Annotated in this window: 25 protein-coding genes; 16 read left to right on the forward strand and 9 right to left on the reverse strand. The window is 74.9% G+C overall.

Annotated elements, in window-relative coordinates; genetic code table 11:
* Window positions 1-3: 3 nt before the first annotated feature.
* Window positions 4-414 carry a winged helix-turn-helix transcriptional regulator gene (locus ACN9MS_RS06570; RefSeq protein WP_426311216.1) on the reverse strand — a complete coding sequence of 137 codons (411 nt, stop codon included), beginning with the start codon at window positions 412-414 and terminating at the stop codon, window positions 4-6.
* Between the two features lie 139 nt (window positions 415-553).
* Here ACN9MS_RS06570 and ACN9MS_RS06575 point away from each other — a divergent pair, with 139 nt between their 5' ends.
* Window positions 554-1,432: an SDR family oxidoreductase gene (locus tag ACN9MS_RS06575; protein ID WP_426311217.1), complete on the forward strand. Its 879-nt coding sequence runs from the start codon at window positions 554-556 to the stop codon at window positions 1,430-1,432.
* Between the two features lie 63 nt (window positions 1,433-1,495).
* Here the strand turns inward: ACN9MS_RS06575 and ACN9MS_RS06580 are convergent, their stop codons facing one another.
* Window positions 1,496-1,879 carry a universal stress protein gene (locus ACN9MS_RS06580; RefSeq protein ID WP_426311218.1) on the reverse strand — a complete coding sequence of 128 codons (384 nt, stop codon included), beginning with the start codon at window positions 1,877-1,879 and terminating at the stop codon, window positions 1,496-1,498.
* 45 nt (window positions 1,880-1,924) lie between these two features.
* Window positions 1,925-2,806 (reverse strand): IclR family transcriptional regulator, encoded by an 882-nt coding sequence (locus tag ACN9MS_RS06585; protein WP_426311219.1) that lies wholly within the window; start codon window positions 2,804-2,806, stop codon window positions 1,925-1,927.
* Window positions 2,807-2,876: 70 nt separating this feature from the next.
* Here ACN9MS_RS06585 and eda point away from each other — a divergent pair, with 70 nt between their 5' ends.
* The 6 genes from eda to ACN9MS_RS06615 all read left to right on the forward strand — a co-directional run bounded on the left by eda (window position 2,877) and on the right by ACN9MS_RS06615 (window position 7,529).
* Complete coding sequence (gene eda / locus ACN9MS_RS06590) at window positions 2,877-3,536, forward strand: bifunctional 4-hydroxy-2-oxoglutarate aldolase/2-dehydro-3-deoxy-phosphogluconate aldolase (protein WP_426311220.1); 660 nt, start codon at window positions 2,877-2,879, stop codon at window positions 3,534-3,536.
* Between the two features lie 3 nt (window positions 3,537-3,539).
* Window positions 3,540-4,673, forward strand: a complete 1,134-nt coding sequence (locus ACN9MS_RS06595) for a PfkB family carbohydrate kinase (RefSeq protein ID WP_426311221.1) — start codon at window positions 3,540-3,542, stop codon at window positions 4,671-4,673.
* Window positions 4,674-4,759: 86 nt separating this feature from the next.
* Window positions 4,760-5,155 (forward strand): hypothetical protein, encoded by a 396-nt coding sequence (locus ACN9MS_RS06600; RefSeq protein WP_426311222.1) that lies wholly within the window; start codon window positions 4,760-4,762, stop codon window positions 5,153-5,155.
* A 99-nt stretch (window positions 5,156-5,254) separates the two neighbouring features.
* A complete protein-coding gene (locus ACN9MS_RS06605; RefSeq protein ID WP_426311223.1) occupies window positions 5,255-5,728 on the forward strand; it encodes a zf-TFIIB domain-containing protein in 474 nt (157 codons plus the stop codon).
* A gap of 25 nt (window positions 5,729-5,753) precedes the next feature.
* Window positions 5,754-6,524 (forward strand): SDR family NAD(P)-dependent oxidoreductase, encoded by a 771-nt coding sequence (locus ACN9MS_RS06610; protein ID WP_426311224.1) that lies wholly within the window; start codon window positions 5,754-5,756, stop codon window positions 6,522-6,524.
* A gap of 21 nt (window positions 6,525-6,545) precedes the next feature.
* Window positions 6,546-7,529 carry a bile acid:sodium symporter family protein gene (locus ACN9MS_RS06615; protein WP_426311225.1) on the forward strand — a complete coding sequence of 328 codons (984 nt, stop codon included), beginning with the start codon at window positions 6,546-6,548 and terminating at the stop codon, window positions 7,527-7,529.
* 25 nt (window positions 7,530-7,554) lie between these two features.
* On the opposite strand, the gene ACN9MS_RS06620 is transcribed toward ACN9MS_RS06615, so the two are convergent.
* Together ACN9MS_RS06620 and ACN9MS_RS06625 are read right to left on the reverse strand one after the other, a co-directional pair.
* On the reverse strand, window positions 7,555-8,013 hold the full coding sequence (locus tag ACN9MS_RS06620; RefSeq protein WP_389276634.1) for a SufE family protein: 459 nt from the start codon (window positions 8,011-8,013) through the stop codon (window positions 7,555-7,557).
* A gap of 168 nt (window positions 8,014-8,181) precedes the next feature.
* Window positions 8,182-9,093, reverse strand: a complete 912-nt coding sequence (locus ACN9MS_RS06625; RefSeq protein ID WP_426311226.1) for a sulfurtransferase — start codon at window positions 9,091-9,093, stop codon at window positions 8,182-8,184.
* Between the two features lie 156 nt (window positions 9,094-9,249).
* Here ACN9MS_RS06625 and ACN9MS_RS06630 point away from each other — a divergent pair, with 156 nt between their 5' ends.
* The gene (locus ACN9MS_RS06630; RefSeq protein WP_426311227.1) at window positions 9,250-9,777 is read left to right on the forward strand and encodes an SAM-dependent methyltransferase; all 528 of its coding nucleotides are present in this window, start codon (window positions 9,250-9,252) and stop codon (window positions 9,775-9,777) included.
* 11 nt (window positions 9,778-9,788) lie between these two features.
* On the opposite strand, the gene ACN9MS_RS06635 is transcribed toward ACN9MS_RS06630, so the two are convergent.
* Window positions 9,789-11,177 carry an aspartate aminotransferase family protein gene (locus tag ACN9MS_RS06635; protein WP_426311228.1) on the reverse strand — a complete coding sequence of 463 codons (1,389 nt, stop codon included), beginning with the start codon at window positions 11,175-11,177 and terminating at the stop codon, window positions 9,789-9,791.
* 107 nt (window positions 11,178-11,284) lie between these two features.
* On the opposite strand from ACN9MS_RS06635, the gene ACN9MS_RS06640 reads away from it, so the two are divergent.
* The 7 genes from ACN9MS_RS06640 to ACN9MS_RS06670 all read left to right on the forward strand — a co-directional run bounded on the left by ACN9MS_RS06640 (window position 11,285) and on the right by ACN9MS_RS06670 (window position 18,021).
* Window positions 11,285-12,238, forward strand: a complete 954-nt coding sequence (locus ACN9MS_RS06640; RefSeq protein WP_426311229.1) for a LysR family transcriptional regulator — start codon at window positions 11,285-11,287, stop codon at window positions 12,236-12,238.
* Window positions 12,239-12,298: 60 nt separating this feature from the next.
* On the forward strand, window positions 12,299-13,609 hold the full coding sequence (locus ACN9MS_RS06645) for a transcriptional regulator (RefSeq protein ID WP_426311230.1): 1,311 nt from the start codon (window positions 12,299-12,301) through the stop codon (window positions 13,607-13,609).
* 180 nt (window positions 13,610-13,789) lie between these two features.
* Window positions 13,790-15,313 (forward strand): aldehyde dehydrogenase, encoded by a 1,524-nt coding sequence (gene adh / locus ACN9MS_RS06650; RefSeq protein ID WP_426311231.1) that lies wholly within the window; start codon window positions 13,790-13,792, stop codon window positions 15,311-15,313.
* A 108-nt stretch (window positions 15,314-15,421) separates the two neighbouring features.
* A complete protein-coding gene (locus ACN9MS_RS06655; protein WP_426311232.1) occupies window positions 15,422-15,874 on the forward strand; it encodes a DUF779 domain-containing protein in 453 nt (150 codons plus the stop codon).
* Window positions 15,875-15,914: 40 nt separating this feature from the next.
* Entirely contained in the window at window positions 15,915-16,199 is a 285-nt protein-coding gene (locus tag ACN9MS_RS06660; protein WP_426311233.1) for a DUF6412 domain-containing protein, read from the forward strand.
* Window positions 16,200-16,318: 119 nt separating this feature from the next.
* On the forward strand, window positions 16,319-17,104 hold the full coding sequence (locus ACN9MS_RS06665; RefSeq protein WP_426311234.1) for a YidC/Oxa1 family membrane protein insertase: 786 nt from the start codon (window positions 16,319-16,321) through the stop codon (window positions 17,102-17,104).
* Window positions 17,105-17,160: 56 nt separating this feature from the next.
* Window positions 17,161-18,021: a phosphotransferase gene (locus tag ACN9MS_RS06670; RefSeq protein ID WP_426311235.1), complete on the forward strand. Its 861-nt coding sequence runs from the start codon at window positions 17,161-17,163 to the stop codon at window positions 18,019-18,021.
* A gap of 68 nt (window positions 18,022-18,089) precedes the next feature.
* On the opposite strand, the gene ACN9MS_RS06675 is transcribed toward ACN9MS_RS06670, so the two are convergent.
* Complete coding sequence (locus ACN9MS_RS06675) at window positions 18,090-18,455, reverse strand: DoxX family protein (protein ID WP_426311236.1); 366 nt, start codon at window positions 18,453-18,455, stop codon at window positions 18,090-18,092.
* 154 nt (window positions 18,456-18,609) lie between these two features.
* Between ACN9MS_RS06675 and ACN9MS_RS06680 the strand changes: the two genes are divergently transcribed.
* Window positions 18,610-19,050, forward strand: a complete 441-nt coding sequence (locus ACN9MS_RS06680) for a winged helix-turn-helix transcriptional regulator (protein WP_426311237.1) — start codon at window positions 18,610-18,612, stop codon at window positions 19,048-19,050.
* Window positions 19,051-19,090: 40 nt separating this feature from the next.
* Here the strand turns inward: ACN9MS_RS06680 and ACN9MS_RS06685 are convergent, their stop codons facing one another.
* Together ACN9MS_RS06685 and ACN9MS_RS06690 are read right to left on the reverse strand one after the other, a co-directional pair.
* On the reverse strand, window positions 19,091-20,866 hold the full coding sequence (locus tag ACN9MS_RS06685) for a SulP family inorganic anion transporter (protein WP_426311238.1): 1,776 nt from the start codon (window positions 20,864-20,866) through the stop codon (window positions 19,091-19,093).
* A 102-nt stretch (window positions 20,867-20,968) separates the two neighbouring features.
* Window positions 20,969-21,874, reverse strand: coding sequence for a hypothetical protein (locus tag ACN9MS_RS06690; protein WP_426311239.1), 906 nt, complete (start codon window positions 21,872-21,874; stop codon window positions 20,969-20,971).
* Window positions 21,875-21,901 lie beyond the last annotated feature (27 nt).

Below are 21,901 nucleotides of genomic sequence, written 5' to 3' on the forward strand. Positions count from 1 at the left end.
GCGTCAGGCGTCCCGGCGCGCGTCGTACGCGTGCTGGGACGCCGTCACCTCTGCGACCGAGCCCTCGAGGACGTCGAGCAGCCCCGTGAGGCTGTCGGCGACCCGCCGCCCGAGCTCGGTGAGGGAGTACTCGACGTGCGGCGGGATGGTCGCGCGCACCTCGCGCACGACGATGCCGTCGCGCTCGAGGGACTGGAGGGTCTGGGCGAGCATCTTCTCGCTGACCCCGTCGATACGGCGCCGCAGCGCGTTGAAACGCACCGCGCCGTCGCGCAGCCCGGCGACGGTGAGCACGCCCCACCGACCGGTCACGGTCTCGAGGACGTGCCGCGACGTGCAGCCGCGCTGGAAGACGTCGGCCACCATCGCGTCGGTGGGTCCGGGGTCCTCCACGGGGCGGGCTTCGGTCGTCATCGCCTCAGGATACGGCGCCCGCGGAGGAGCAGCACTGTGAGATAGAACGCACAGGCGTCTGGTTGGCACTATCGAAAAGTAAGCGCATGCTGGGACGGCGCGGCCGGCCGGTCGTGCCTACGCACCGAAGGAGCCCCGCATGTCCATCGCCGTCACCGGAACCAGCGGTCACCTCGGCCGCCTCGTCGTCGAGTCCCTGCTCGCCCGCGGCGCCGACCCGACCCAGGTGGTCGCCACCGCCCGCACGACCGCCAGGGTCGCCGACCTCGCCGACCGTGGCGTCCAGGTCCGCGAGGCCGACTACGCGCGCCCGGAGACCCTCGCCGCGGCGCTCGCGGGCGTCGACGTCCTCGTGCTGGTCTCGGGCTCGGAGGTCGGGCAGCGCGTCGAGCAGCACCGCAACGTGATCGACGCCGCGCGGGCGGCCGGCGTCTCCCGCGTGATCTACACGAGCGCGCCGCACGCCACGACCTCCGCCCTCGTCCTCGCGCCCGAGCACAAGGCCACGGAGGAGCTCCTGGCGGCCTCGGGCCTGGTGACCACGATCCTGCGCAACAACTGGTACACCGAGAACTACGTCGGCGACGTGCTGGGCGCCCGCGAGTCCGGCGAGCTCGTGTCGAGCGTGGGCGACGGCCGCGTCGCGAGCGCGAGCCGCGCCGACTACGCCGAGGCCGCCGCGGTCGTCGCGCTCGCCGCGCTGGCGGACGTCTCCGCGCACGCGGGGGCCGTCTACGAGCTGAGCGGCGACGTCGCGTGGACGTTCGACGACCTCGCCGCCGCGGCCTCCGAGGTGCTCGGGCGCCCCGTCGCCTACCGGCGCGTGAGCCCCGACGAGCACCGCGCGTTCCTGCTGGGAGCGGGGCTGGACGACGGCACCGCCGGGTTCGTCGTCGCGCTGGACGGCAACATCCGCGCCGGGCTCCTCGACGAGACGTCGGGCGAGCTCGCGCAGCTGCTCGGTCGCCCGACGACGCCGCTCGTCGACGGGCTCCGCGCCGCCGTCGCGCAGGGCTGAGAGGTCGCGACGCGGCCGTCCGGGAGACCGGACGGCCGGGTCGCGGCGCCCGTCAGGACGGCGTCAGTGGGACGCCTTGACGACGAGCACCGGGACGGGCGAGTCGAGGAGCACGCGCTGCGTCGTGCTGCCGAGCAGGAACTTGCCCACCGGTGACCGCTTGCGCGCGCCCACGACGACGAGGTCGGGCGTCGTGCGCTCGGCCTCGTCGATGATCGCCTCGGCCGGGTCGAGGTGCTCCGAACGGTAGGAGATCTCGGGGCGCGCGACCTCGGTGGGCAGCGTGTCGAGCAGGTGCGCGAGGGTCGCGGGGACGCCCGCGTCGGCGTCCTGCGGGGTGAGGACGAGGACCGCGAGGGCGGTCGAGCGGTGGACCGCCTCGGCGACCGCCGCACGGAACGCGGTCTCGCCCTGCGGGGAGTCGTTGTACGCCACGAGGACGGTCATCGCGCGGGCCCTTCCGTCATTCCGTCGTGCTGCGGTTGAACTCTCTCACAGGGCGCGCCCCGTCGCCGGTCGACGCGCGCCCGGCAGCGGGGCGCCCGCGAGCGCCGCCTCCGGCACGGCCAGCGTCGGCGGCAGCAGCGGCGGGACGACGTCGCGCAGGACCGCTTCGATCTCGCGCCGCCGGCGCGTGCCCAGGCGCTCGGCCGGCGCGGTGACGCTCACGGCGGCCACGGACTGCCCGCCTCGCAGGATCGGGAGGGCGACGCAGCTGATGCCCGGCTCGTTCTCCTCGGTCTCCGTCGCGAAGCCGCTCGCCCGCGTCGCGTCGCACGTCGCGCGGAGCGCGGCGGCCGAGACGGGGCGCTCGCCGGGGGCCGCCGCGGCGTACCAGGCGAGCGCGCCGTCGTCGAGCGGCTGGTGGGCGAGCAGCGCGCGCCCGAGCGCGGTGGTGGCCGCGGGTCGGCGACGGCCCACGGCCGACCAGACCCGGACGGCGCGCGCGGGCTCGACCTTGTCGAGGTAGACGATCTCGGTCCCGGCGAGGGCGCCGAGGTGGACGAGCTCGTCGGTCGCCCGGCACACGGCGACGAGCACGGGGTGCAGGAGTGCGGGCAGGTTCTCCTCGCCGAGGTACACCGTGGCGAGGGCGGTCGCCCCCGGCCCGAGCCGGTAGTCGCCCGTCGTGGCGTCCTGCTCGGCGTAGCCGCGGTAGCGCAGCGCGGCGAGCGTGCGGTGCAGCGAGGCCTTGTGCAGCCCGAGCGCGCGCGAGAGGTCGCCGAGCGCGACCCCGGCCGGACCGGCCTCGGCGAGCGCCTCGAGCACGGTCAGCGCCTTGTCCACGCTCCCGAGCGGGCTGCCGCCCGGGCCGGTCGTCGCGTGCTCGTCGTCCTCGGGGGTGCCCGACGACGCGGCCCCGGCTTCCGCCATCGTCGCTCCTTCGCCTAGAGTGCGTTCCGTAGTGAACAACAGGCGTTCACCATAGCGAAACGGAGCGAGGATGTCATCCCACGGACCCCTGGAGGCGATCGCACGCGCCCGCGTCGTGCCGGTCGTCGTCGTCGACGACGCGGAGCAGGGCGTGCTCGTCGCGAGCGCGCTGCGCGACGGCGGTCTTCCCGTCGCGGAGGTGACCTTCCGCACCGCGGGTGCGCGCGCGGCGATCGAGGCGATCGCGCGCGAGGTGCCGGACGTGCTCGTCGGCGCGGGGACCGTCGTCAACGCGGCCCAGGTGGACGAGGCCGTCGAGGCCGGAGCCCGCTTCCTCGTCTCTCCAGGGCTGTCGGTCGACGTCGTGCGCCGCGCGCAGGAGGTCGGGGTGCCGATCCTGCCCGGGGTCGCGACGCCGTCGGACATCATCGCCGCGCTCGACCTCGGTCTCGGCGCCGTGAAGCTCTTCCCGGCGAACGTCGTCGGCGGCCCCGCGGCGGTCACGGCGTTCTCCGCGCCGTTCCCCGGCCTGCGCTTCGTGCCGACCGGCGGGGTGAGCGCCGCCAACCTGCTCGACTACCTCGCGCTGCCGTCGGTGCTCGCGGCGGGCGGCTCCTGGATGGTCGACGCCGCCCTTGTCCGTGCGGGCGACACCGCCGAGATCACCCGCCGCACGCGCGAGGCCGTCGAGCTCGCCGCCACGGCCCCCCGTCCCGCCGAAGGAGCCTGACCCGTGACCGACACGACTGCGACCCCCTCGACCGACCAGCCCCCGCTCGCCCTGCGGCCCGCAGACGAGTGCGCCTACGACGTCGTCGCCCTCGGTGAGGTCATGCTCCGCCTCGACCCGGGCGAGCGGCGCATCAAGACCGCCCGCAGCTTCGACGCCTGGGAGGGCGGCGGCGAGTACAACGTCGCACGCGGGCTGCGTCGCGCCTTCGGCCTGCGCGGCGCGGTCGTCACCGCGCTCGCGGACAACGAGGTCGGCCGGCTCGTCGAGGACCTCATGCTCACCGGCGGGCTCGACACGCGCTGGGTGCAGTGGCGCGAGTACGACGGCATCGGGCGCACCGTGCGCAACGGGCTCAACTTCACCGAGCGCGGGTTCGGCGTGCGCGGCGCGGTCGGCGTCTCCGACCGCGGCAACACCGCGATCGCCCAGCTCCGGCCCGAGGACGTCGACTGGGACGACGTGTTCGGCCGCGGCGTGCGCTGGTTCCACACCGGCGGCATCTTCGCCGCGCTGTCGGAGTCGTCCGCCGACGTCGCGGAGGCGGCCATGGCCGCCGCGCGCCGCCACGGCACGATCGTGTCCTACGACCTCAACTACCGGCCCTCGCTCTGGAAGGGCATCGGCGGCGTCGAGCGCGCGCAGGAGGTCAACCGCCGCCTCGCCCGGTACGTCGACGTGATGATCGGGAACGAGGAGGACTTCACCGCCTCGCTCGGCTTCGAGGTCGAGGGCGTCGACGAGAACCTCACCGACCTCGACACCGGGGCCTTCCGCGCGATGATCGCGCGGGCCGCCGAGGAGTACCCCAACTTCCAGGTCATCGCGACGACGCTGCGCGGCGTGAAGACGGCGACCGTGAACGACTGGGGTGCGATCGCGTGGTCGCGCGTGCAGGGCTTCGCCGAGGCGACGCACCGCCCCGGGCTGGAGATCCTCGACCGCGTGGGCGGCGGCGACTCGTTCGCGTCGGGCCTCGCGTACGGGCTCCTGGAGCTCGGCTCGATCCACGAGGCGGTCGAGTACGGGGCCGCGCACGGCGCGCTCGCGATGACCACGCCGGGCGACACCTCGACGGCGTCGCTCGCCGAGGTCCGCAAGCTCGCCTCCGGCGGCAGCGCGCGCGTGCAGCGCTGACGAGCCGCCTCCCGTCTCCCGCCGTGCCGGGCCGCACCACCAGGGTTAGTGTGGTCGGGCTGTCGGCGGGAGGCGGGAGGTGCGGCGTGGCTGGTGGGGCCTTCGTGCCCGGGCTGCCACGCCGCGGCGCCGAGGAACCGCCGGACCTGAGCCGCGCTCTGGAGCACGCCCGCATCCTCCGCGCGGCGGGGGACCCGGGTGGCGCCGCCCAGGTCCTCGACCGGGCCTTCGCCGCAGAGGGCGTGCGGACCCGCAGCGTCGCCGAGCGTGTCCGGTTCCGCGCCCTCGTGCTACGCGCCGACCTCGCGCTCGCCCTGCACGACGAGGCCGCGGCAGAACGCTTCCTCGAAGGGGTCGAGTGGTTCCGGGCCGGGGCCGACTTCCTTCCGCGGGTCGCCGACGCGCTCGCCGCGCTCGACGACGAGGTGCACCGCGCCGACGAGCTGCGCGACCGGTTCGCGAACGAGCGTCGCACCGGCTGACGCGGCCGGGCGGGAACCGCGCGCGCGGCAGCCGCGTTGGACTCCGCAGTACCCGTGCGGGCGCCGACCGTGCCCGGCCCATCTCGCGAGGAGGCAGACATGCTGTGCCCCACCGACCAGACCGTGCTCGTCATGACCGAGCGCAAGGGCGTGGAGATCGACTACTGCCCGACGTGCCGCGGCGTGTGGCTCGACCGCGGGGAGCTCGACAAGATCATCGACCGCTCGCTGGAGAGCGAGATCGCCGCCGAGGCCGCGGGACCGACCGCTGCCGCACCCACTCCTCCGGCCCCCGCCGCTCCGCCTGCCCCCGCGCCGACGTCGTACCCGCCGGCCCCCGCTGCGGACTACGGCACGCCCGGCTACGGCGAGCGGCGCGAGGAGCGCCGGGACGACCGCCGCTACGACGACCGTGACCGCTACCGGGGCGACCAGTACGGCGACGACCGGTACCGGGACGACCGCTACCGCGACGACCGTGACCGCCGCTACGACGGCCGCGACGGCTACGACCCCCGCTACCGCAAGCGGAAGAAGAAGGAGTCGTGGCTCGAGGACCTCTTCGACTTCTGACGCGCCCCGTGGTCGACTGTCCCGCGTGACCGTCCTCGACAGGTTCTCGCTCGCCGGCCGCACCGCGCTGCTCACCGGCGGGAGCCGGGGGATCGGGCGCGCCGCGGCCCGTGCGCTCGGCGAGGCCGGCGCCCGGGTCGCGCTCACCGCGACCACCGCGCCCGCCGCCGAGGACGCGGCGGCCGCGCTCCGCGAGACCGGGATCGACGCGCGCGGGTACGCGCTCGACGTGACGGACCGCGCCCAGGTGGACGACGTCGTCGGGCGAGTGGCGACGGACCTCGGGACGGTCGACCTGCTCGTCAACAACGCGGGGATCTCGATCGGCGGGGCGGCGCTCGAGATCGACGACGACGTGTGGCACCGCACGCTCGCGACCAACCTCGACGGCGTCTGGTACTGCTCGCGCGCGGTCGCGCGCGCCCTGGTCGCCGACGGTCGTCCGGGCACGATCGTCAACGTCGGCTCGATGTCGGCGTCGATCGTCAACCGGCCGCGCTGGCAGCCCGCGTACCTCGCGTCGAAGGCGGCGGTGCACCAGCTCACGAAGGGGCTCGCCGCGGAGTGGGCACCGCACGGCATCCGCGTCAACGCCGTCGCGCCCGGGTACGTGCGCACCGAGGCGTCGCCCGTCGACCAGCCCGAGTACTACGACGACTGCGTCGCGCCCGCCGCCATGCGCCGGTGGGCCGAGCCGGAGGAGGTCGGCCCGCCCGTCGTGTTCCTCGCGAGCGCGGCGTCGAGCTTCATGACCGGCGCGGTCGTCACGGTCGACGGCGGCTACACCCTCTTCTGACCAGGGCTAGGCTCGGTCCCCGTGCGCGCAGTCCTGAGCCGGTGGGTCGACCCGTTCGTCGTGACGCTGCTCGTCGTGCTCGTGCTCGGGCTCGTCGTGCCGGTGGGGCCGGGCGCGCAGCGCGTGGTCGACGCCGTCGCGGACGTCGCGGTCACGGTCCTCTTCCTCGTCTACGGCATGCGCTTGTCCACGCGCGAGGTGTGGGCGGGACTGCGGAACTGGCGCCTCCAGGGCGGCATCCTCGCCGCGACGTACGTCGTGTTCCCGGTGCTCGGGCTCGTCACGGCCTGGGCGATCGAGCCGCTCGTGGGCGCGCCGCTGGCCGCTGGCGTGCTCTACCTGTCCCTGCTCCCGTCGACCGTGCAGTCGTCCGTCGCGTTCACGTCGGTCGCGCGCGGCAACGTCGCCGGGGCGATCTGCGGGGCGACGGTCTCCAACGTCGCCGGGATGGTCGTCACGCCGCTCCTCGTGCTGTGGCTCATGAGCGGCCCGGGCGGGGCAGCCGGCGCCGACGGTCCCACGGGCGGGCTCGGCGGGCTCCGGACCGTGCTGCTCCAGCTCCTGCTGCCGTTCGTCGTCGGGCAGCTCCTCCAGCCGTGGGTCGGCGACTGGGTCCGCGCGCGGCGCTGGCTCACGCTCGGCGTCGACCGCGGCACGATCCTCGTCGTCGTGTTCGGCGCCGTCGCGGCCGCGTCCTCGGCGGGCGTGTGGGCGAGCGTGTCCGGGTGGTCGATCGTCGCGCTTCTCGTCGTGAGCGCGCTCGTCCTCGCCGCGATGCTCGCGCTCACATGGTGGGGCGGGGCGGCCCTGCGACTCTCGACCGAGGACCGGATCGCGCTCCTCATGTGCGGGTCCAAGAAGTCGCTCGCCACGGGTCTGCCCATGGCGAGCGTGCTCTTCCCCGTCGCCGTGGCGGGCGTCGTCGCCGTCCCGGTGATCGTGTTCCACCAGCTCCAGCTCGTCGTCTGCGCCGTCCTCTCGCGGCGCCTCGCGCTCCGCGACTGACCGTCGGTGCCGGCTGGGCCCTGGGTCAGGGGCGCGCGGCAACCTGCTCGCGCACCTGGCGCTTGGCGCGCGTGAGCATGCCGTTCATGCCGCCGATGCGCAGGGGGCTCACGGCCCGCGTGAGGCCGATCGACATGGGGAAGTCGTCCGGCACGTCGAGCACCTCCTGGACGGTCAGGCCGGAGAGCCCCTGCGCGAGGATCGACGCGAACCCGCGCGTCGTCGGCGCCTCGGCGGGCGCGGTCGCGAAGAAGTGCACGACACCGTCGCCGTCGACCTCCGCGAACGCGCGCACGGGCGACTGGCACTCCTCGATGCGCTCGAGCAGGCCCGGCGCGCTCGCGTAGCGCTCCGGGAGGTCGGGCAGCTCGTTCGCGAACTCGAGCAGGAGCTGGAGGCGCTCGCGCTCCGGCAGCGCGAGGAAGTCCTCGCGGATCTCCGCGAGGGCCGCGGGCAGGGACGAGGCGTCGGACGAGGAGCTCATGGTGTCGATCCTTGCATCGGGGGCGTGCGGCCGGGATCCGGTCCACCGTGCGGAACGCCCGACGGGCGCGACGTATGCCCGGCGGCAGACGCCGACGGCGCGCGGCCCGCCCGCGAGGGGCCGGCCGCGCGCCGTCGGGCACGCCGTGCGTGAGGGTCGAGCGGTGCGTCAGTTGAGCGACGCGAGGGCCTCGCCGGCCTCCTCGCCCTTGACGATCGGCACGCGCACGGCGTTGCCCCACTCGGTCCACGAGCCGTCGTAGTTGCGGACCTTGTCGAAGCCGAGCAGGTAGGTCAGCGCGAACCACGTGTGGCTCGAGCGCTCGCCGATGCGGCAGTACGTGACGACCTCGTCGTCCGTCGCGAGGCCGAGGCCGCCGTCCTGGTAGATCGCCTCGAGCTGCTCGCGCGACTTGTACGTGCCGTCCTCGGCGACCGCGGTCGCCCACGGGACGTTGCGCGCCGTCGGGATGTGGCCGCCGCGCAGCACGCCCTCCTCCGGGTAGTCCGGGATGTGCAGGCGCTCGCCCGTGTACTCCTGCGGGGAGCGGATGTCGACGAGCGGCCCGTTGCCGATGTGCGCGAGGACGTCCTCCTTGAACGCGCGGATCGTCACGTCGTCGCGCTCGACGACCGGGTACTCGACGGCCTCCGGCGCGGGGACGTCGGTCGTGACCTCGCGACCCTCCGCGATCCACTTGCCGCGGCCGCCGTCGAGCAGGCGCACGTCCTCGTGGCCGAACAGCGTGAAGACCCACGCCGCGTAGGCCGCCCACCAGTTGTTCTTGTCGCCGTAGACGACGATCGTCGTGTCGCGCGCGATGCCCTTGCTGCCGAGGAGCTGGGCGAAGCCCTTGCCGTCGATGTAGTCGCGCGTGTCGGGGTCGTTGAGGTCGGTGTGCCAGTCGATCTTCACCGCGCCCGGGATGTGACCGGTCTCGTAGAGCAGCACGTCCTCGTCGGACTCGACGACGACGATGCCCGGCTGCCCGAGGTGCTCGGCGAGCCAGTCCGTGCTCACGAGGCGGTCGGGGTGGGCGTACTGGGTGATCTTCTCGGTGGTGTCGAGCGGTGCGGGCATGGTGTCCTCCGTGCGGCGGGAGCTGGGTGTCCGAGGTGGTGGTCCGTCCGAGCGTCAGGCTAGGTCGGCTGTCCGCATCACGGAAGGGCCGTCGCGCATGCTGAGACGGTGTAAACGCAGGCTGCCGAGGGGGCGACGGGCGGCCAGACTGGGCGGATGGACGGTGCCGTCCCGGAGAGGATCCAGCGTGCCGTCGCGCTGCTCGACCTGCGCGGCGACGCGGCCGTGCTCGAGATCGGGCCCGGCCCCGGCGCGGCCGTGGAGCTGGTCCTCGCGCGGCACCCCGGCGTGCGCTACGCCGCGCTCGACAGGTCCGCGACGGCCGTCGCCCGCACGACGGCCCGCAACCGCACCGCGGTCGACGACGGCCGGCTCGTCGTGCGGCAGGGGGACGTCTCGGACCCCGACCTCGCCGACACGCTCGGTGGTCCGTTCGACGTCGCGTTCGCCGTGAACGTCAACGTCTTCTGGACCCGCGCGGCGCGCGCGGAGGCGAACGCGCTCGCGGCGCTGCTCGTCCCGGGCGGTGCGCTCTGGCTGGTGTACGAGACACCGGGAGGGGACGACGGCCGCGTCGTCGACGGCGTCCGCGCGTCGCTCGCCGTCCCCAGGCTGGGCGCGCCGGTGGTCGTGCGCGACGGCGTGGTGGCCCTCGGCGCACGCCGCACGCCCGCCGGGGAGTGACGGGGCGCGGCTCAGCCGAGCAGCTCGCGCTCCGCCTCGCCGAGCGCGCGGTCGAGGAGGTCGAGCCCGAGGTCGAGCTCCTCCTCGCTCACCGTGAGCGGCGGCGCGATGCGGAACACGCCGCCCATGCCCCGGAGCTGCACGACGTTCATGTGGAGCCCGAGGTCCAGCGCCCGCCGGGTGACCAGGGCGCCGAGGGCGTCGGCGCCCTCCTTCGTCTCGCGGTCGAGCACGAGCTCGATGCCCTGGAGCAGACCCCGTCCGCGCACGTCGCCGATCGTGGCGTGGCGGTCCTGGAGGTCGAGCAGCCCGGCGCGCAGCCGGTCGCCGAGCACGCGCACCCGGGCGTCCATCTGCTCGGCCTCGAGCACGTCGAGCACGGTGTTGCCGACCGCCGCGACGAGCGGGTCCGAGACGTGCGTCGTGAAGAACAGGAAGCCGCGCTCGTGGGCGCGCTCCTCGATCTCGGCGCTCGTGATGACGGCGGCGAGGGGCAGGCCGGCGCCGAGCGTCTTGGAGATGGTGAGGATGTCGGGGACCACCGGCTCCTCGCCGTCGCGGCCCTCGAACGCGTACCAGGAGCCCGTCCGGCACAGCGCCGTCTGCGCCTCGTCGAGGATGAGGAGCATCCCGCGCTCGTGGCACTTGTCGCGCAACGCCGCGAGGTAGCCGGGCGGCAGCTCGACGATCCCGCCCGAGCTGAGGATCGGCTCGACGATGCACGCCGCGAGGCTCCCCGTGGACTGCACGTCGACGAGGTCGAACGCGAGGTCGAGCTGGCGGCGCCAGTCGTGCGCGCCGTCGGGCGTGAGGTGGTCGGGGCGGTACGCGTTCGGCACGGGGATGACGAGGTTGCCGGGCGCCGTCGGGCCGTAGCCGCGGCGCCCCGCGCTGTACGTCGCGGCGGCCGCCGCGTGCGTCATGCCGTGCCACGAGCCGGCGAGCGAGACGACCTCGTGCCGGCCCGTGACGAGCTTCGCCATCCGGATCGCGGCCTCGTTGGACTCGGCGCCCGTCGTGAGGAGCAGGACCTTCTCGAGCGGGTCGGGCAGGGTGCCCGCGATGCGCCGCGCGAGGTCGACCACCGGGCGCGAGAGCATCCCCGAGAACAGGTGGTCGAGCGTGCCGATCTGGTTCCGCACCGTCTCGACGATCGCCGGGTGGCTGTGCCCGAGGATCGCGCTCATCTGCCCCGACGTGAAGTCGAGGACCTTCCGGCCGTCGGCCGTCGTGACGAAGCTGCCCGACGCGCTCTCGACGATCTCCGGCGTGAACGGCCCGCCGTACCGCACGAGGTGCCGGTCGGCGTCGGCCCAGAAGGTCGCGGCGTCGCCCCCCGCGCGCTCGGGCACGGGCCCTGCGGCGGACGACGAGGCGAGGGCGGGGGAGGGCACGGTCATGGGTCGAGCGTAGGGACGGAGCACTGTGCGCGTACAGCACGAGTTCTCGTACAGTCTGTGCGTATAGCCTGCACAAACAACGACGACCGCACGGAACGGAGGGCAGCGTGCTCAACGCCGCCCGGCTCCAGATCCTCGCCCGGCTCGAGAACCTCGGGACCGTGCGCGCGGTGGGCGCGTCCCTGCACCTGAGCCCGTCCGCGGTGTCCGCGCACCTCGCGGCGCTCGAGGCCGAGACCGGGGCGCGCCTCGTCGAGCGGACCGGTCGGAGGGTGCGCCTCACGCCCGCGGGGCGCACCCTCGCGCGGCACGCACGCGTCATCCTCGACCAGATGGCGCTCGCGGAGGCGGAGCTCGCCCACCCCGACGGTCAGCCCGCCGGGGTCGTCCGCGTCGCGGCGTTCTCGAGCGGCGTCCGCGCCCTCGTGATCCCCCTCGCACGGCGGCTGGCCGTCGAGCACCCGCGGGTGCAGGTCGAGGTCGTCGAGCTCGACCCCCGCGAGAGCGGGCCCGCGCTCCGCCGCGCGGACGTCGACGTCGCGGTGACCGCCGACCTGCTCGACGGCGCGCGGCTCGCCGGTCCCGACGTCGCGACCGTCCCGCTGCTCGAGGACCCGGTCGTCCTCGTCGCTCCGGCGGGTGCGTCGGCGGGCACGGCGACGGGGGAGGGGCCGGTCGACCTCGCTGGTCTCGCCGACGCGCGGTGGGCGGCGGACCTGCCCGGCCGGTACCTGTCGACCCTCGTCGAGAGCGCGTGCCGCGACGCCGGGTTCGAGCCCCGCGTCGTCGCGCGACTCCCCAGCTACGAGCTGCTGCTCGCCCACGTCGAGGCGGGACTGTCCGTCGCGCTGCTGCCGGGCCTCGCCGTCGACCCGCGCTACGACGTCGTCGCCCGCCCGCTGCGGGCGCCCCGGACGCGCCCGGTGTACGCCGCGGTGCGTCGCGGCGCCCCGCCCACCGCGGCGACGAGCGTCGTCCTCGCCGGGCTGCGCCGCGTCGCGGCCGACGTGACGGTCGCGACGGCCGCGGTGGGGCGGGCGACCGCCCCGCCGCCGCGGTAGCGGGCCGACGGGCGCGCCCTACACTGGGGCCCAGCACCGCACGACGACGTGGGAGGTCCCGTGTCGCGCACCCTCGCACCACCGCTGCGCTCGGACGCGCACCCGCGTCGACCTGACGCGCGCCGCGACGCTCGCTCGGTCCGAGCGGCCTACCGGTCCTTCCTCGTCGACGGCGTCCTCCCGCCCGGCATCCACCCCGTGGTGGCCGACTCGTGGCGCCGGTCCGTGCACAGCGGTGTCGACCCCGAGGGCCCGCGCACGGAGTCCGCGCTCGCCCACGACGACCTCGTCGCCTACCGCGATGCCCACCCGCTCGCGGGGGTCATGCCCGTGGTGCGCGAGCTCGTCGTCGACGCCGCGGCGGACGACGGCCTCGCCGTCGCCGTGTCCGACGACGCGGGTCGGCTCCTGTGGGTCGAGGGCAGCCGCGCGCTGCGGGACGCCGTGGAGCGCGTCGGGTTCGTCGAGGGGTCGGTGTGGCGCGAGGAGCGCGTCGGGACGAACGCGCCCGGGACCGCGCTCGCCGCGCGTCGGGCTGTGCAGGTCCTCGGGGCGGAGCACTTCTCCCGGCCCGTCCAGGCGTTCAGCTGCACGGCCGTCCCGATCCACGAGCCCGGGACCGGCCGCGTCCTCGGCGTTCTCGACGTCACCGGTCGCCAGTCGGCGGCCTCGAGCGTCGTCCTCTCGCTCGTGCGGGCCACGGTCCTGAGCCTCGAGCGGGAGCTCGCCCAGCGCGCGGCCGCACCGGCGGCCGGCGGCGCCGGGACCGTCCCCGCGCCGCCGCGCGACGGCGCGCCCGAGCTGTTCGTGCTCGGCACCACGCCCGTGCTCCGCGCACCGGACGGCCCCGAGCACCGGCTGTCGCTGCGGCACGCGGAGATCCTCCTGCTCCTCGCCGGGCACCCGCGCGGCCTCGCCGCCGACGAGCTCGCCGTGCTCCTGCACCCCGGTGCGCTCTCGGACGTGACCGTGCGCGCGGAGGTCTCGCGCCTGCGTCGCGTCGCCGGTCCGCTCCTCGCCGGGTCCCGGCCGTACCGGCTCGCGCGACCGCTGCGGACGGACGCCGACGTCGTGCGCGACCGGCTCGCGGTCGGCGACGTCCCGGGGGCGGTCGCTGCCTACGGCGCGCCGCTCCTCCCGCGCTCCGGCGCGCCCGCCGTCGAGCACCTGCGCGCCGAGCTCGCGGCGGAGCTCCGCGCGGCCGTCGTGTCGGCGGGCGACGCCGACGTCCTCGACGCGTGGACCCGCACCGACGACGGCGCCGAGGACCACGCCGCGTGGACGCGCCTCCAACGCGTCGCCGACCACGGAAGCCCCCTCTGGGTCCGCGCCCGCGCGCACCTCGACCTGCTCGACGACGAGCTCGGCTGACCGAGACCCCTCGGGCGCGCGCTGCAACGGTCCTGCAACCCCCGAGTGCCTAGCGTCGTGCCACGGCGCGACGAGGCGCCGTGCCGTGCACCGCCGTCGGGCACTCCCCGCCCGGAGGCGACCTCCCCAGGAGCGCGGCGAGATCGAGCGCTGCGAGTCGGCGCGACGAGGAGGCAGACGATGACGGTCTACGCAGCCCCCGGCACGGACGGGGCAATCGCCGAGTACAAGTCCCGGTACGACCACTGGATCGGCGGCGAGTACGTCGCGCCGGTGAGCGGGCAGTACTTCGAGAACCCCAGCCCCGTCACGGGCCGGACCTTCACCGAGGTCGCGCGCGGCAACGCCGACGACGTCGAGCGCGCGCTCGACGCCGCGCACGGTGCCGCCCGGTCGTGGGGTCGCACGAGCGCGACCGAGCGCGCCAACATCCTCAACAAGATCGCCGACCGCATGGAGGAGAACCTCGAGCGGATCGCCGTCGCCGAGTCGTGGGAGAACGGCAAGCCCGTCCGCGAGACGCTCGCCGCCGACATCCCGCTCGCGATCGACCACTTCCGCTACTTCGCGGGCGCGATCCGCGCGCAGGAGGGGTCGATCTCCGAGATCGACGAGGACACCATCGCGTACCACTTCCACGAGCCGCTCGGCGTCGTCGGGCAGATCATCCCGTGGAACTTCCCGATCCTCATGGCCGTCTGGAAGCTCGCCCCGGCGCTCGCGGCGGGCAACTGCGTCGTGCTCAAGCCCGCTGAGCAGACGCCCGCGTCGATCCTCTTCCTCATGGACATCGTCGGGGACCTGCTGCCCCCAGGCGTCGTGAACGTCGTCAACGGGTTCGGCGTCGAGGCCGGCAAGCCGCTCGCCTCCAGCCCGCGCATCCGCAAGATCGCGTTCACGGGCGAGACGACGACGGGCCGCCTGATCATGCAGTACGCGAGCCAGAACATCATCCCGGTGACGCTCGAGCTCGGCGGCAAGTCGCCCAACATCTTCTTCGCCGACGTCGCCGACGCGCGCGACGACTTCTACGACAAGGCGCTCGAGGGGTTCACGATGTTCGCCCTCAACCAGGGCGAGGTGTGCACGTGCCCGTCGCGCGCGCTCGTCCAGTCGTCGATCTACGACACGTTCCTGGGCGACGCCGTCGAGCGGACCAAGGCGGTGCAGCAGGGCAACCCCCTCGACACCGCGACGATGATCGGCGCCCAGGCGTCCAACGACCAGCTCGAGAAGATCCTGTCGTACATCGAGATCGGCAAGGCCGAGGGCGCGAAGGTCCTCACGGGCGGGACGCGCGCCGAGCTCGGCGGCGACCTCGCGGGCGGGTACTACGTGACGCCCACGATCTTCGAGGGCAAGAACTCGATGCGGATCTTCCAGGAGGAGATCTTCGGCCCCGTCGTCGCGGTCACCGACTTCTCCGACTTCGACGACGCCATGACCATCGCCAACGACACCCTCTACGGCCTCGGCGCCGGCGTCTGGTCGCGGTCCGGGAACACCGCCTACCGCGCGGGCCGCACCATCGAGGCCGGGCGCGTGTGGACCAACTGCTACCACGCCTACCCCGCGGCCGCGGCGTTCGGCGGGTACAAGGGCTCCGGCGTCGGGCGCGAGAACCACAAGATGATGCTCGACCACTACCAGCAGACGAAGAACCTCCTCGTCTCCTACTCGGCCCAGAAGCTGGGCTTCTTCTAGAGCGCTCCCCGCCGAGCATGCGGTCGTCTCCCGTCCGAGAGCGTCGACAGGAGACAACCGCATGCTCGGCGGCAGCAAGCGCACGCTCGGCCCACCCCAGGAGGTTCCGTGCCCGACGACGTCCCCTCGCCCGGCTCGGCCGGCGCGGCCCCGGCGCGGGTCGCGCTCACCGACGACGCTGCGGCGCTGCTCGCGCGGCTGCGACCGGTCCACGGCGACCTCATGTTCCACCAGTCCGGCGGGTGCTGCGACGGGTCGTCGCCCATGTGCTACCCGCAGGGGGACTTCCTGCTCGGCGAGGCGGACGTGCACCTGGGCGACCTGGTCGTCGCCCCGGACGACGGCGGCGCCGCCCCCGCCGCGCCCGGCGTGGACGGGTTCCGCGTGCCCGTGTGGATGAGCCGCGCGCAGTTCGAGTACTGGAAGCACACGCACCTGACGATCGACGTGGTGCCCGGCCGCGGCGCCGGGTTCAGCGTCGAGGCGCCGGAGGGCGTGCGGTTCATCATCCGCTCGCGCCTGCTCACCGACGACGAGTGGGCGGCGCTCGACGTGGCCTAGGCTGGGGCCACGGCAGACCGTGACCGGAGAGGAGGGCGCGATGAACGACCTGCTCGTCGTCGCGCGCGACGTCGCGTCGGCGCTCACGCTCCTGCTCGGCACGTCGACCCTCACGGCCACGCTCTTCCTCCTCGGTGCGACGGCCCTCGTCGCGGCCGTGGCCGCGATGACCGCACGCTGGGGCGCCCCGCTCTCGCTCGGCGTGGCGGCGCGCCCGGCGGGCCGGCTGCGCGACACCGTCGACGTCGGTCCCGCCGTCACGCAGAGCGACCCCGACGCCCCCGGCCGTGCCCGGCCACGGGCGCCCGGCTGCACCCTCGGCTGATCACCCGGCCGAGGTCTCTCCACCGCACCCCGCACGCACGGCGCTGCGGCGTGCCCCCGCCTGCCCGGCTCAGGTGATCGGCGAACGCGTACCCCGCACGTTCGACCGAGGACACCACCATGAACCTGCTCGACCTCCCGCTCGTCTCCACCGTGCTCGACGCCGCCTACCGCGCCCTGATGGGCCTGTCCGACCTGCTCGAACCCGTCGCCGGAGGCGCTGCGGCCGCGGCCGCCGTCGTCCTGCTGACGCTCGCCGTCCGCGCGCTGCTCGTCCCCGTCGGTGTCTCGCAGGCCAAGGCGGAACGCGACCGCGCGCGCCTCGCGCCCCGGCTCGCCGAGCTCCAGCGTCGCCACCGGGACGACCCGCAGAAGCTCCAGCGGGCGACCCTCGACCTCTACGCCAGCGAGGGCACGACGCCGTTCGCCGGCTGCCTGCCGATGCTCGCCCAGGCACCCGTGGTCGCCGTCGTCTACGCGCTGTTCCTGCACGCCCAGATCGCCGGTCACGCGAACGCGCTGCTGGGCCACACGCTCGGGGGAGCGCCCCTCGGCTCGAGCCTCGTCGGCTCGCTCGGCGCGGGCGCGGCGGGCGTCCCGACGCTGGTGGTCGGGGGTGCGGTCGTGGTTCTCGTCGCGCTCGTCGGGGAGCTCACGCGCCGGGCGTCCCTGCCGGGTGGTCGTCTTGCCGTGCCCCGGACGGCGACCGGTCCCGGCGCCCCTGGTGCCGGCCCTCTGGCCGCGCCGGGTCTGCAGAACGCGCTCGGCGCTCTCCAGCTCATGACCGCGGTGATCGCATGCTTCGTCCCGCTCGCCGCGGGCCTGTACCTGCTCGTGACGGTGACGTGGACGCTCGTGCAGCGGCTCGTCCTGCGCCGTCGGTACCCGTTGGTGGTGGTCGCGTAGCGCGACGGCGCGGCGGGCCTGGCCAGGGGCCCGCCGCGCGTGCGAGGGTGTCGGGTATGACCGATCTGCTCCCGTACCGCGACGACGCGGACGACGTCGAGGACCCGCTGCTCGGTGGTGACGTGTCGGACGGGATCGTCCGTCGCGGCGACACCGTCCGCCGTCCGCGCGGCCCGCACAGCCCCGCCGTCGAGGCGTACCTGCTGCACCTGGAGCGCGTGGGCTTCGACCGCGCGCCCCGGTTCCTCGGGATCGACGGCGACGGCAGGGAGGTCGTGACGTTCCTGCCGGGCGAGATGGGCGGCCGTCCGCCGCACGCGTGGGCGACCGACGAGGCCGTGCTCGTCCAGCTCGGGGAGTGGCTGCGGGACCTCCACGCCGTGTCGCGCGACGTCGTGCTGCCTGACGGCGTCGCGTGGCCCGAGCGGGCGCAGTTCCCGGAGGTGCCGGACGTGTTCGACGTGCCGGACGTCGTCGGGCACAACGACCTCACGGTCGAGAACGCGCTGTTCGTCCCGGCCGGCGACGACCCGCGGGGTCCGCACCGGCTCGTCGGCGTGATCGACTTCGACCTCGCGGCGCCGACCACGCGGTTGCTCGACGTGGCGACGACCCTGCGCTACTGGGCGCCGGTGAGCGTGCCCGAGAGGCGGCCGGAGGTCCTGCGCGACCTCGACGCCCCACGTCGCGCGCGCATCCTCACCGAGGCGTACGGGCTCGACCGCTCGGAGCGGCTCGCGCTGCTCGACGTGCTGGCGCAGCGGTTCGCGCGGAGCTGGTACGCGATGCGTAACGCGGCGCAGACGCGGGGCGGCGGCTGGAAGCGCATGTGGGACGACGGCGCAGGGGACGCCATCCGTGACGACGAGGCGTGGTTCGCAGCCCAGCGGGTCGACTTCGTGCACGCGCTGGGCTGAGCGCACCCCGCCGGCAGCGGGGCGCGCTCACGGCGCGGGCGCGCGCCGTCGCGGCCGGCGAGGTGCGCTCAGAGGGCCGCGAACCGGCCCACGGCGACGAACACGGCCAGGGCGAGCAGCACGACGTTGGCCGGTACGGCCTTCGCCTCGCCGAGCCGGACGTGCAGCGGGATCGCGCCGACCTGCGTGAGCGCGAGCCCGACGGCGGCGATCGGGGTGAGCACGGGCGCGACGCCGAGCGCCCAGGGGAGGATCACGCCGACGGCGCCCGCCACCTCGAGCCAGCCGATCGCACGCACGCCCGCGGTGCGCTCCGGCGTGACCCACCGCATCTGCTCCTGGAGCACGGGGATCGGGCGCAGGGCCTTCATGAGCCCGGCGCCGAGGAAGGCGGCGGCGAGCAGACCGGAGGCGATCCACAGGGCGACGTTCATGCGTGAGTCCTTCGAGGGGTACGGCGGCGACGGCCGAGGCGGCCGGTCACTCTTTGTGCCTGGGCACATCATGGGTAACCATGGGGGCGGCTACAAAAGGCACACCCGTGTGCGAGAGGCACACGGAGCAGCACGCCGAGGAGACGGAGACGCCATGACCACGACGCCGACCACCGACGTGCCCGTGGTGCGCGAGCTCGCGGAGCGGCACGGCCTCCCGGCGGAGGGCGGCTGCGCCGCCGCCGAGGCCACGAGCGAGGTGCGGTCGGTGCTCGACCGGGTAGGGGACAAGTGGAGCGTGCTCATCCTGGGCATGCTCTCGGGCGGGCCTCAGCGGTTCACGGAGCTCCTGCACGGGATCGACGGGATCTCGCAGCGCATGCTCACGCTCAACCTGCGTCAGCTCGAGCGCGACGGGCTCGTGAGCCGCACGGTGCACGCCGTCGTGCCGCCGCGCGTCGACTACGCGCTGACCGACCTCGGCGCGACCCTCCTGCCGCCCGTGCTCGCGCTCGTCGAGTGGGCGCTCGAGAACACGACCACGATCCGCGACCACCGCGACCGGTTCGACACGCGCGGTGGCACCGCGGGCTGAGCCACCGGACGCGCGTCAGCGCTCCCGCGACCGCCACCGGTCAGTCGCGGTGGAGCGCCGACCGGACGCGCGACCACAGCCGCTTCATCGGCCCGTCCGGGCGCACGACGGGGATCTGGGTCGTCTCGACCCCGCGCACGAGCCACGCCTCGGCGTGCCGCATCGCGTCCGCGGTCGACTCGCCGATCACGGGTCGTGCCGGGAACACCGCGATCCGCTCGTGCAGGCGCACATCGATGACCTGGTCGAACTTCTCCGCGAGCGCGGGGTCCACACCGCTCACGTAGAGCCGGCCCCCGCGCTCGCCGAGCTGGTCCGCGTAGTGCGCGAGCACCGTGAACGCGGTCGCTCCGAGGCTCGCGCGGCCCCGCAGGCGCAGCACCACGACGGCGTCGTGCGTGCGCGCGGGCTCCGGCAGCGCCGCCTCGAGCGAGCGGGCACCGGCGTAGAAGAGACTCCCGTAGACGTCGAGCACGGTGACGGTCGCGTCCTCGAGACGGCGGGGTGCCGGCTCCTCGCGGTAGCGGCCGCCCTCCAGGGGGGCGAGACGGACGATCCGCAGGTCCTGCGACTCCCGGTTGGCCTGGAGCAGGATCGAGAGCGCGGCCCCGATGCCCACCGCGGCGGCGACCGGCAGGAGCAGGGTCGCGAGGAACGTCGTCGCCATCGCGACCTGGGACTGGCTGCCCGTGCGCCACGCGGTCGCCATCGCCGAGAGGCGGATCGACCCGACCGACGCGACCGCGAGCAGCGCCGCGAGCGTCGCCGACGGGACCGCCCCGACCGGCCCGGACAGCGCGACGAGCACGACGAGCACCCACACGCCCGACATGATGCCCGCCCAGCGGTCGCGCGCCCCGGCCGAGGTGCTGATCGCCGTCTGGCCGACCGAGCCGCCGACCGGGATGCCGCGGAAGAACCCCACCGCGAGGTTCGCGATGCCCTGCCCGACGAAGTTCCGGTTCGGGTCGGCGCGGCGCCCGCCCGGGTTCGGGACGGACTCGGCGACCCCCGCACCCTGCACGAGCACGATCGCCGCCACCGCGAGCGCGCCCACGGCGACGTCGACCGAGACGGCTCCCAGGTCGGGCAGCGCGAGGGAGGGCAGGCCGGCGGGGATCGCGCCCGCGTCCCCCACGAGCTGGACGGACGTCGCGCCGAGCGCCCACACGCCGACGGCGGACGCCACGAGCGCGACGACGGCCGCGTACGGGGCGACGCGCGTCCGGCCGAGGAGCAGGAGCATGACGACCGAACCGAGGCCGACCACGAGCGTCGGCACGTCCCACGTTCCGGGCGAGCGGAGCACCTGGTACGCCTGCCCGACGGCGAGCGACGCGGTGGGGTCGGCGCCGGTGAGGTCGTCGAGCTGGCCGAGCAGGATGTTGACGGAGACGCCGGTGAGGAACCCCGTCATCACGGAGTGCGACACGAAGCCCGTGAGTCGGCCGAGCCCCACGAGCCCGGCGACGACCATGAACGCCCCGGCGAGCGTCGTGAGGAGGATGAGCGCGGCGAGCCGGTCCTCGTCGGCGACGCCGTCGAGCGCCGAGCCGGCGGCGAGGGCGGCGGCGCTCGTCGTCGTGACGATCATGAGGCGCGAGTCGACGGTCAGCCCGCCCGCGATACGCCCGACGGCCGTCGCGTAGAGGCCGTGGATGGGGTTGACGCCGACGAGCGTCGCCGTCGCCATGCCGTCGGGCACCCCGCCGACGGCTCCTGGGACGCCGGCGCCGGCCGAGCGCCAGAACGTCCCCGGGGCGGGCCGCACTCCGTCCCACCAGCCTCGGACGGCGCGGAGGGGCCGCGGGCTCATCGCGTCTCCCGCGGGTGCGCCATGGGGAGACTCTGGCACGGTGCGCGCCGGCCGACCACAGCAACGGACGGCGCCGTCGCCGCGCCCGGGGACGTGTGCGGGTCAGCCCGCGAGGGGGTCGTCCGCGGTGAGATACCAGGGCTCGTACCCCTCGAGCGAGAGCGTCCACAGCCCCGGCGCACCCGCGGGGACCGCGACGCACACGTTGCCCGACACGGTGTCGTCGGTCCCGACGAGGCCCGCCCCGACGAGGGCGTCCGGCACGGCGCCGCACTGCCCGTCCTCATGGACGCCGTCGTCGCCGACGAAGCCGACGTCGATCGCCCCCCACGCGCTCACCTGCGAGCTGGGGCCGTAGTACGTGGCGGTCACCGGGACGATCCAGTACTCCGTGCCCTCCGGCGGTGCGACGTTGACGTCGCTGTGCGCGAGGACCTCCGCGGTCGCCTCGTACGGCGGGTCGAGGAGGACCTCCCACTCCTCACCGGCGACGGTGTAGCCGTCGAAGAACCACGGGTCGGCCCGCGTCCCGGAGCCCTCCCACTCGCCCTCGGACCAGTCCTCGTCCGACCAGTCCTCGGACCACTCGTCCTCGACCGGCGCGGTGTACCAGTCGGCGATCCGCCCGCCCGCGTCGCTCGCGACGCCGGCGGCGAAGCCGACGCCGCCGCCCACCGCGAGGCACGCGGCGCCGACGATCAGCCCGACGGCGGTGCGCGAGAGCCCGCGGCGCGTGGCGGGCGGATGCGGGCCGGGGAGCCCGGCGACGGGGTAGGTCGGCCCCGGCGCGAGCGGCACTGGCGGGACGGGACCGTAGCCGATCGGGGCCGGACCGGGCCCGATCGGGGACCGTGGCGGGGTGGCCTGCGGGGGAGCGGGGTACCCGGGCGGCGTCGGGACCGGAGCCGACGTCGCCGGGGCCGGGGCCGTCGGCGCGGCGGGAGCTGCTGACGGTGCGGGGGCCGTGCCCGGCGACGACTGGCTCGGTGGCGCGAAGGGGTTGCTCATGGCTGCTCCGGGGTCGTGCGGGCGAGC

It is taken from the genome of Cellulosimicrobium sp. E-16, from assembly GCF_049913115.1.
In the GTDB taxonomy this organism is placed as follows: domain Bacteria; phylum Actinomycetota; class Actinomycetes; order Actinomycetales; family Cellulomonadaceae; genus Cellulosimicrobium.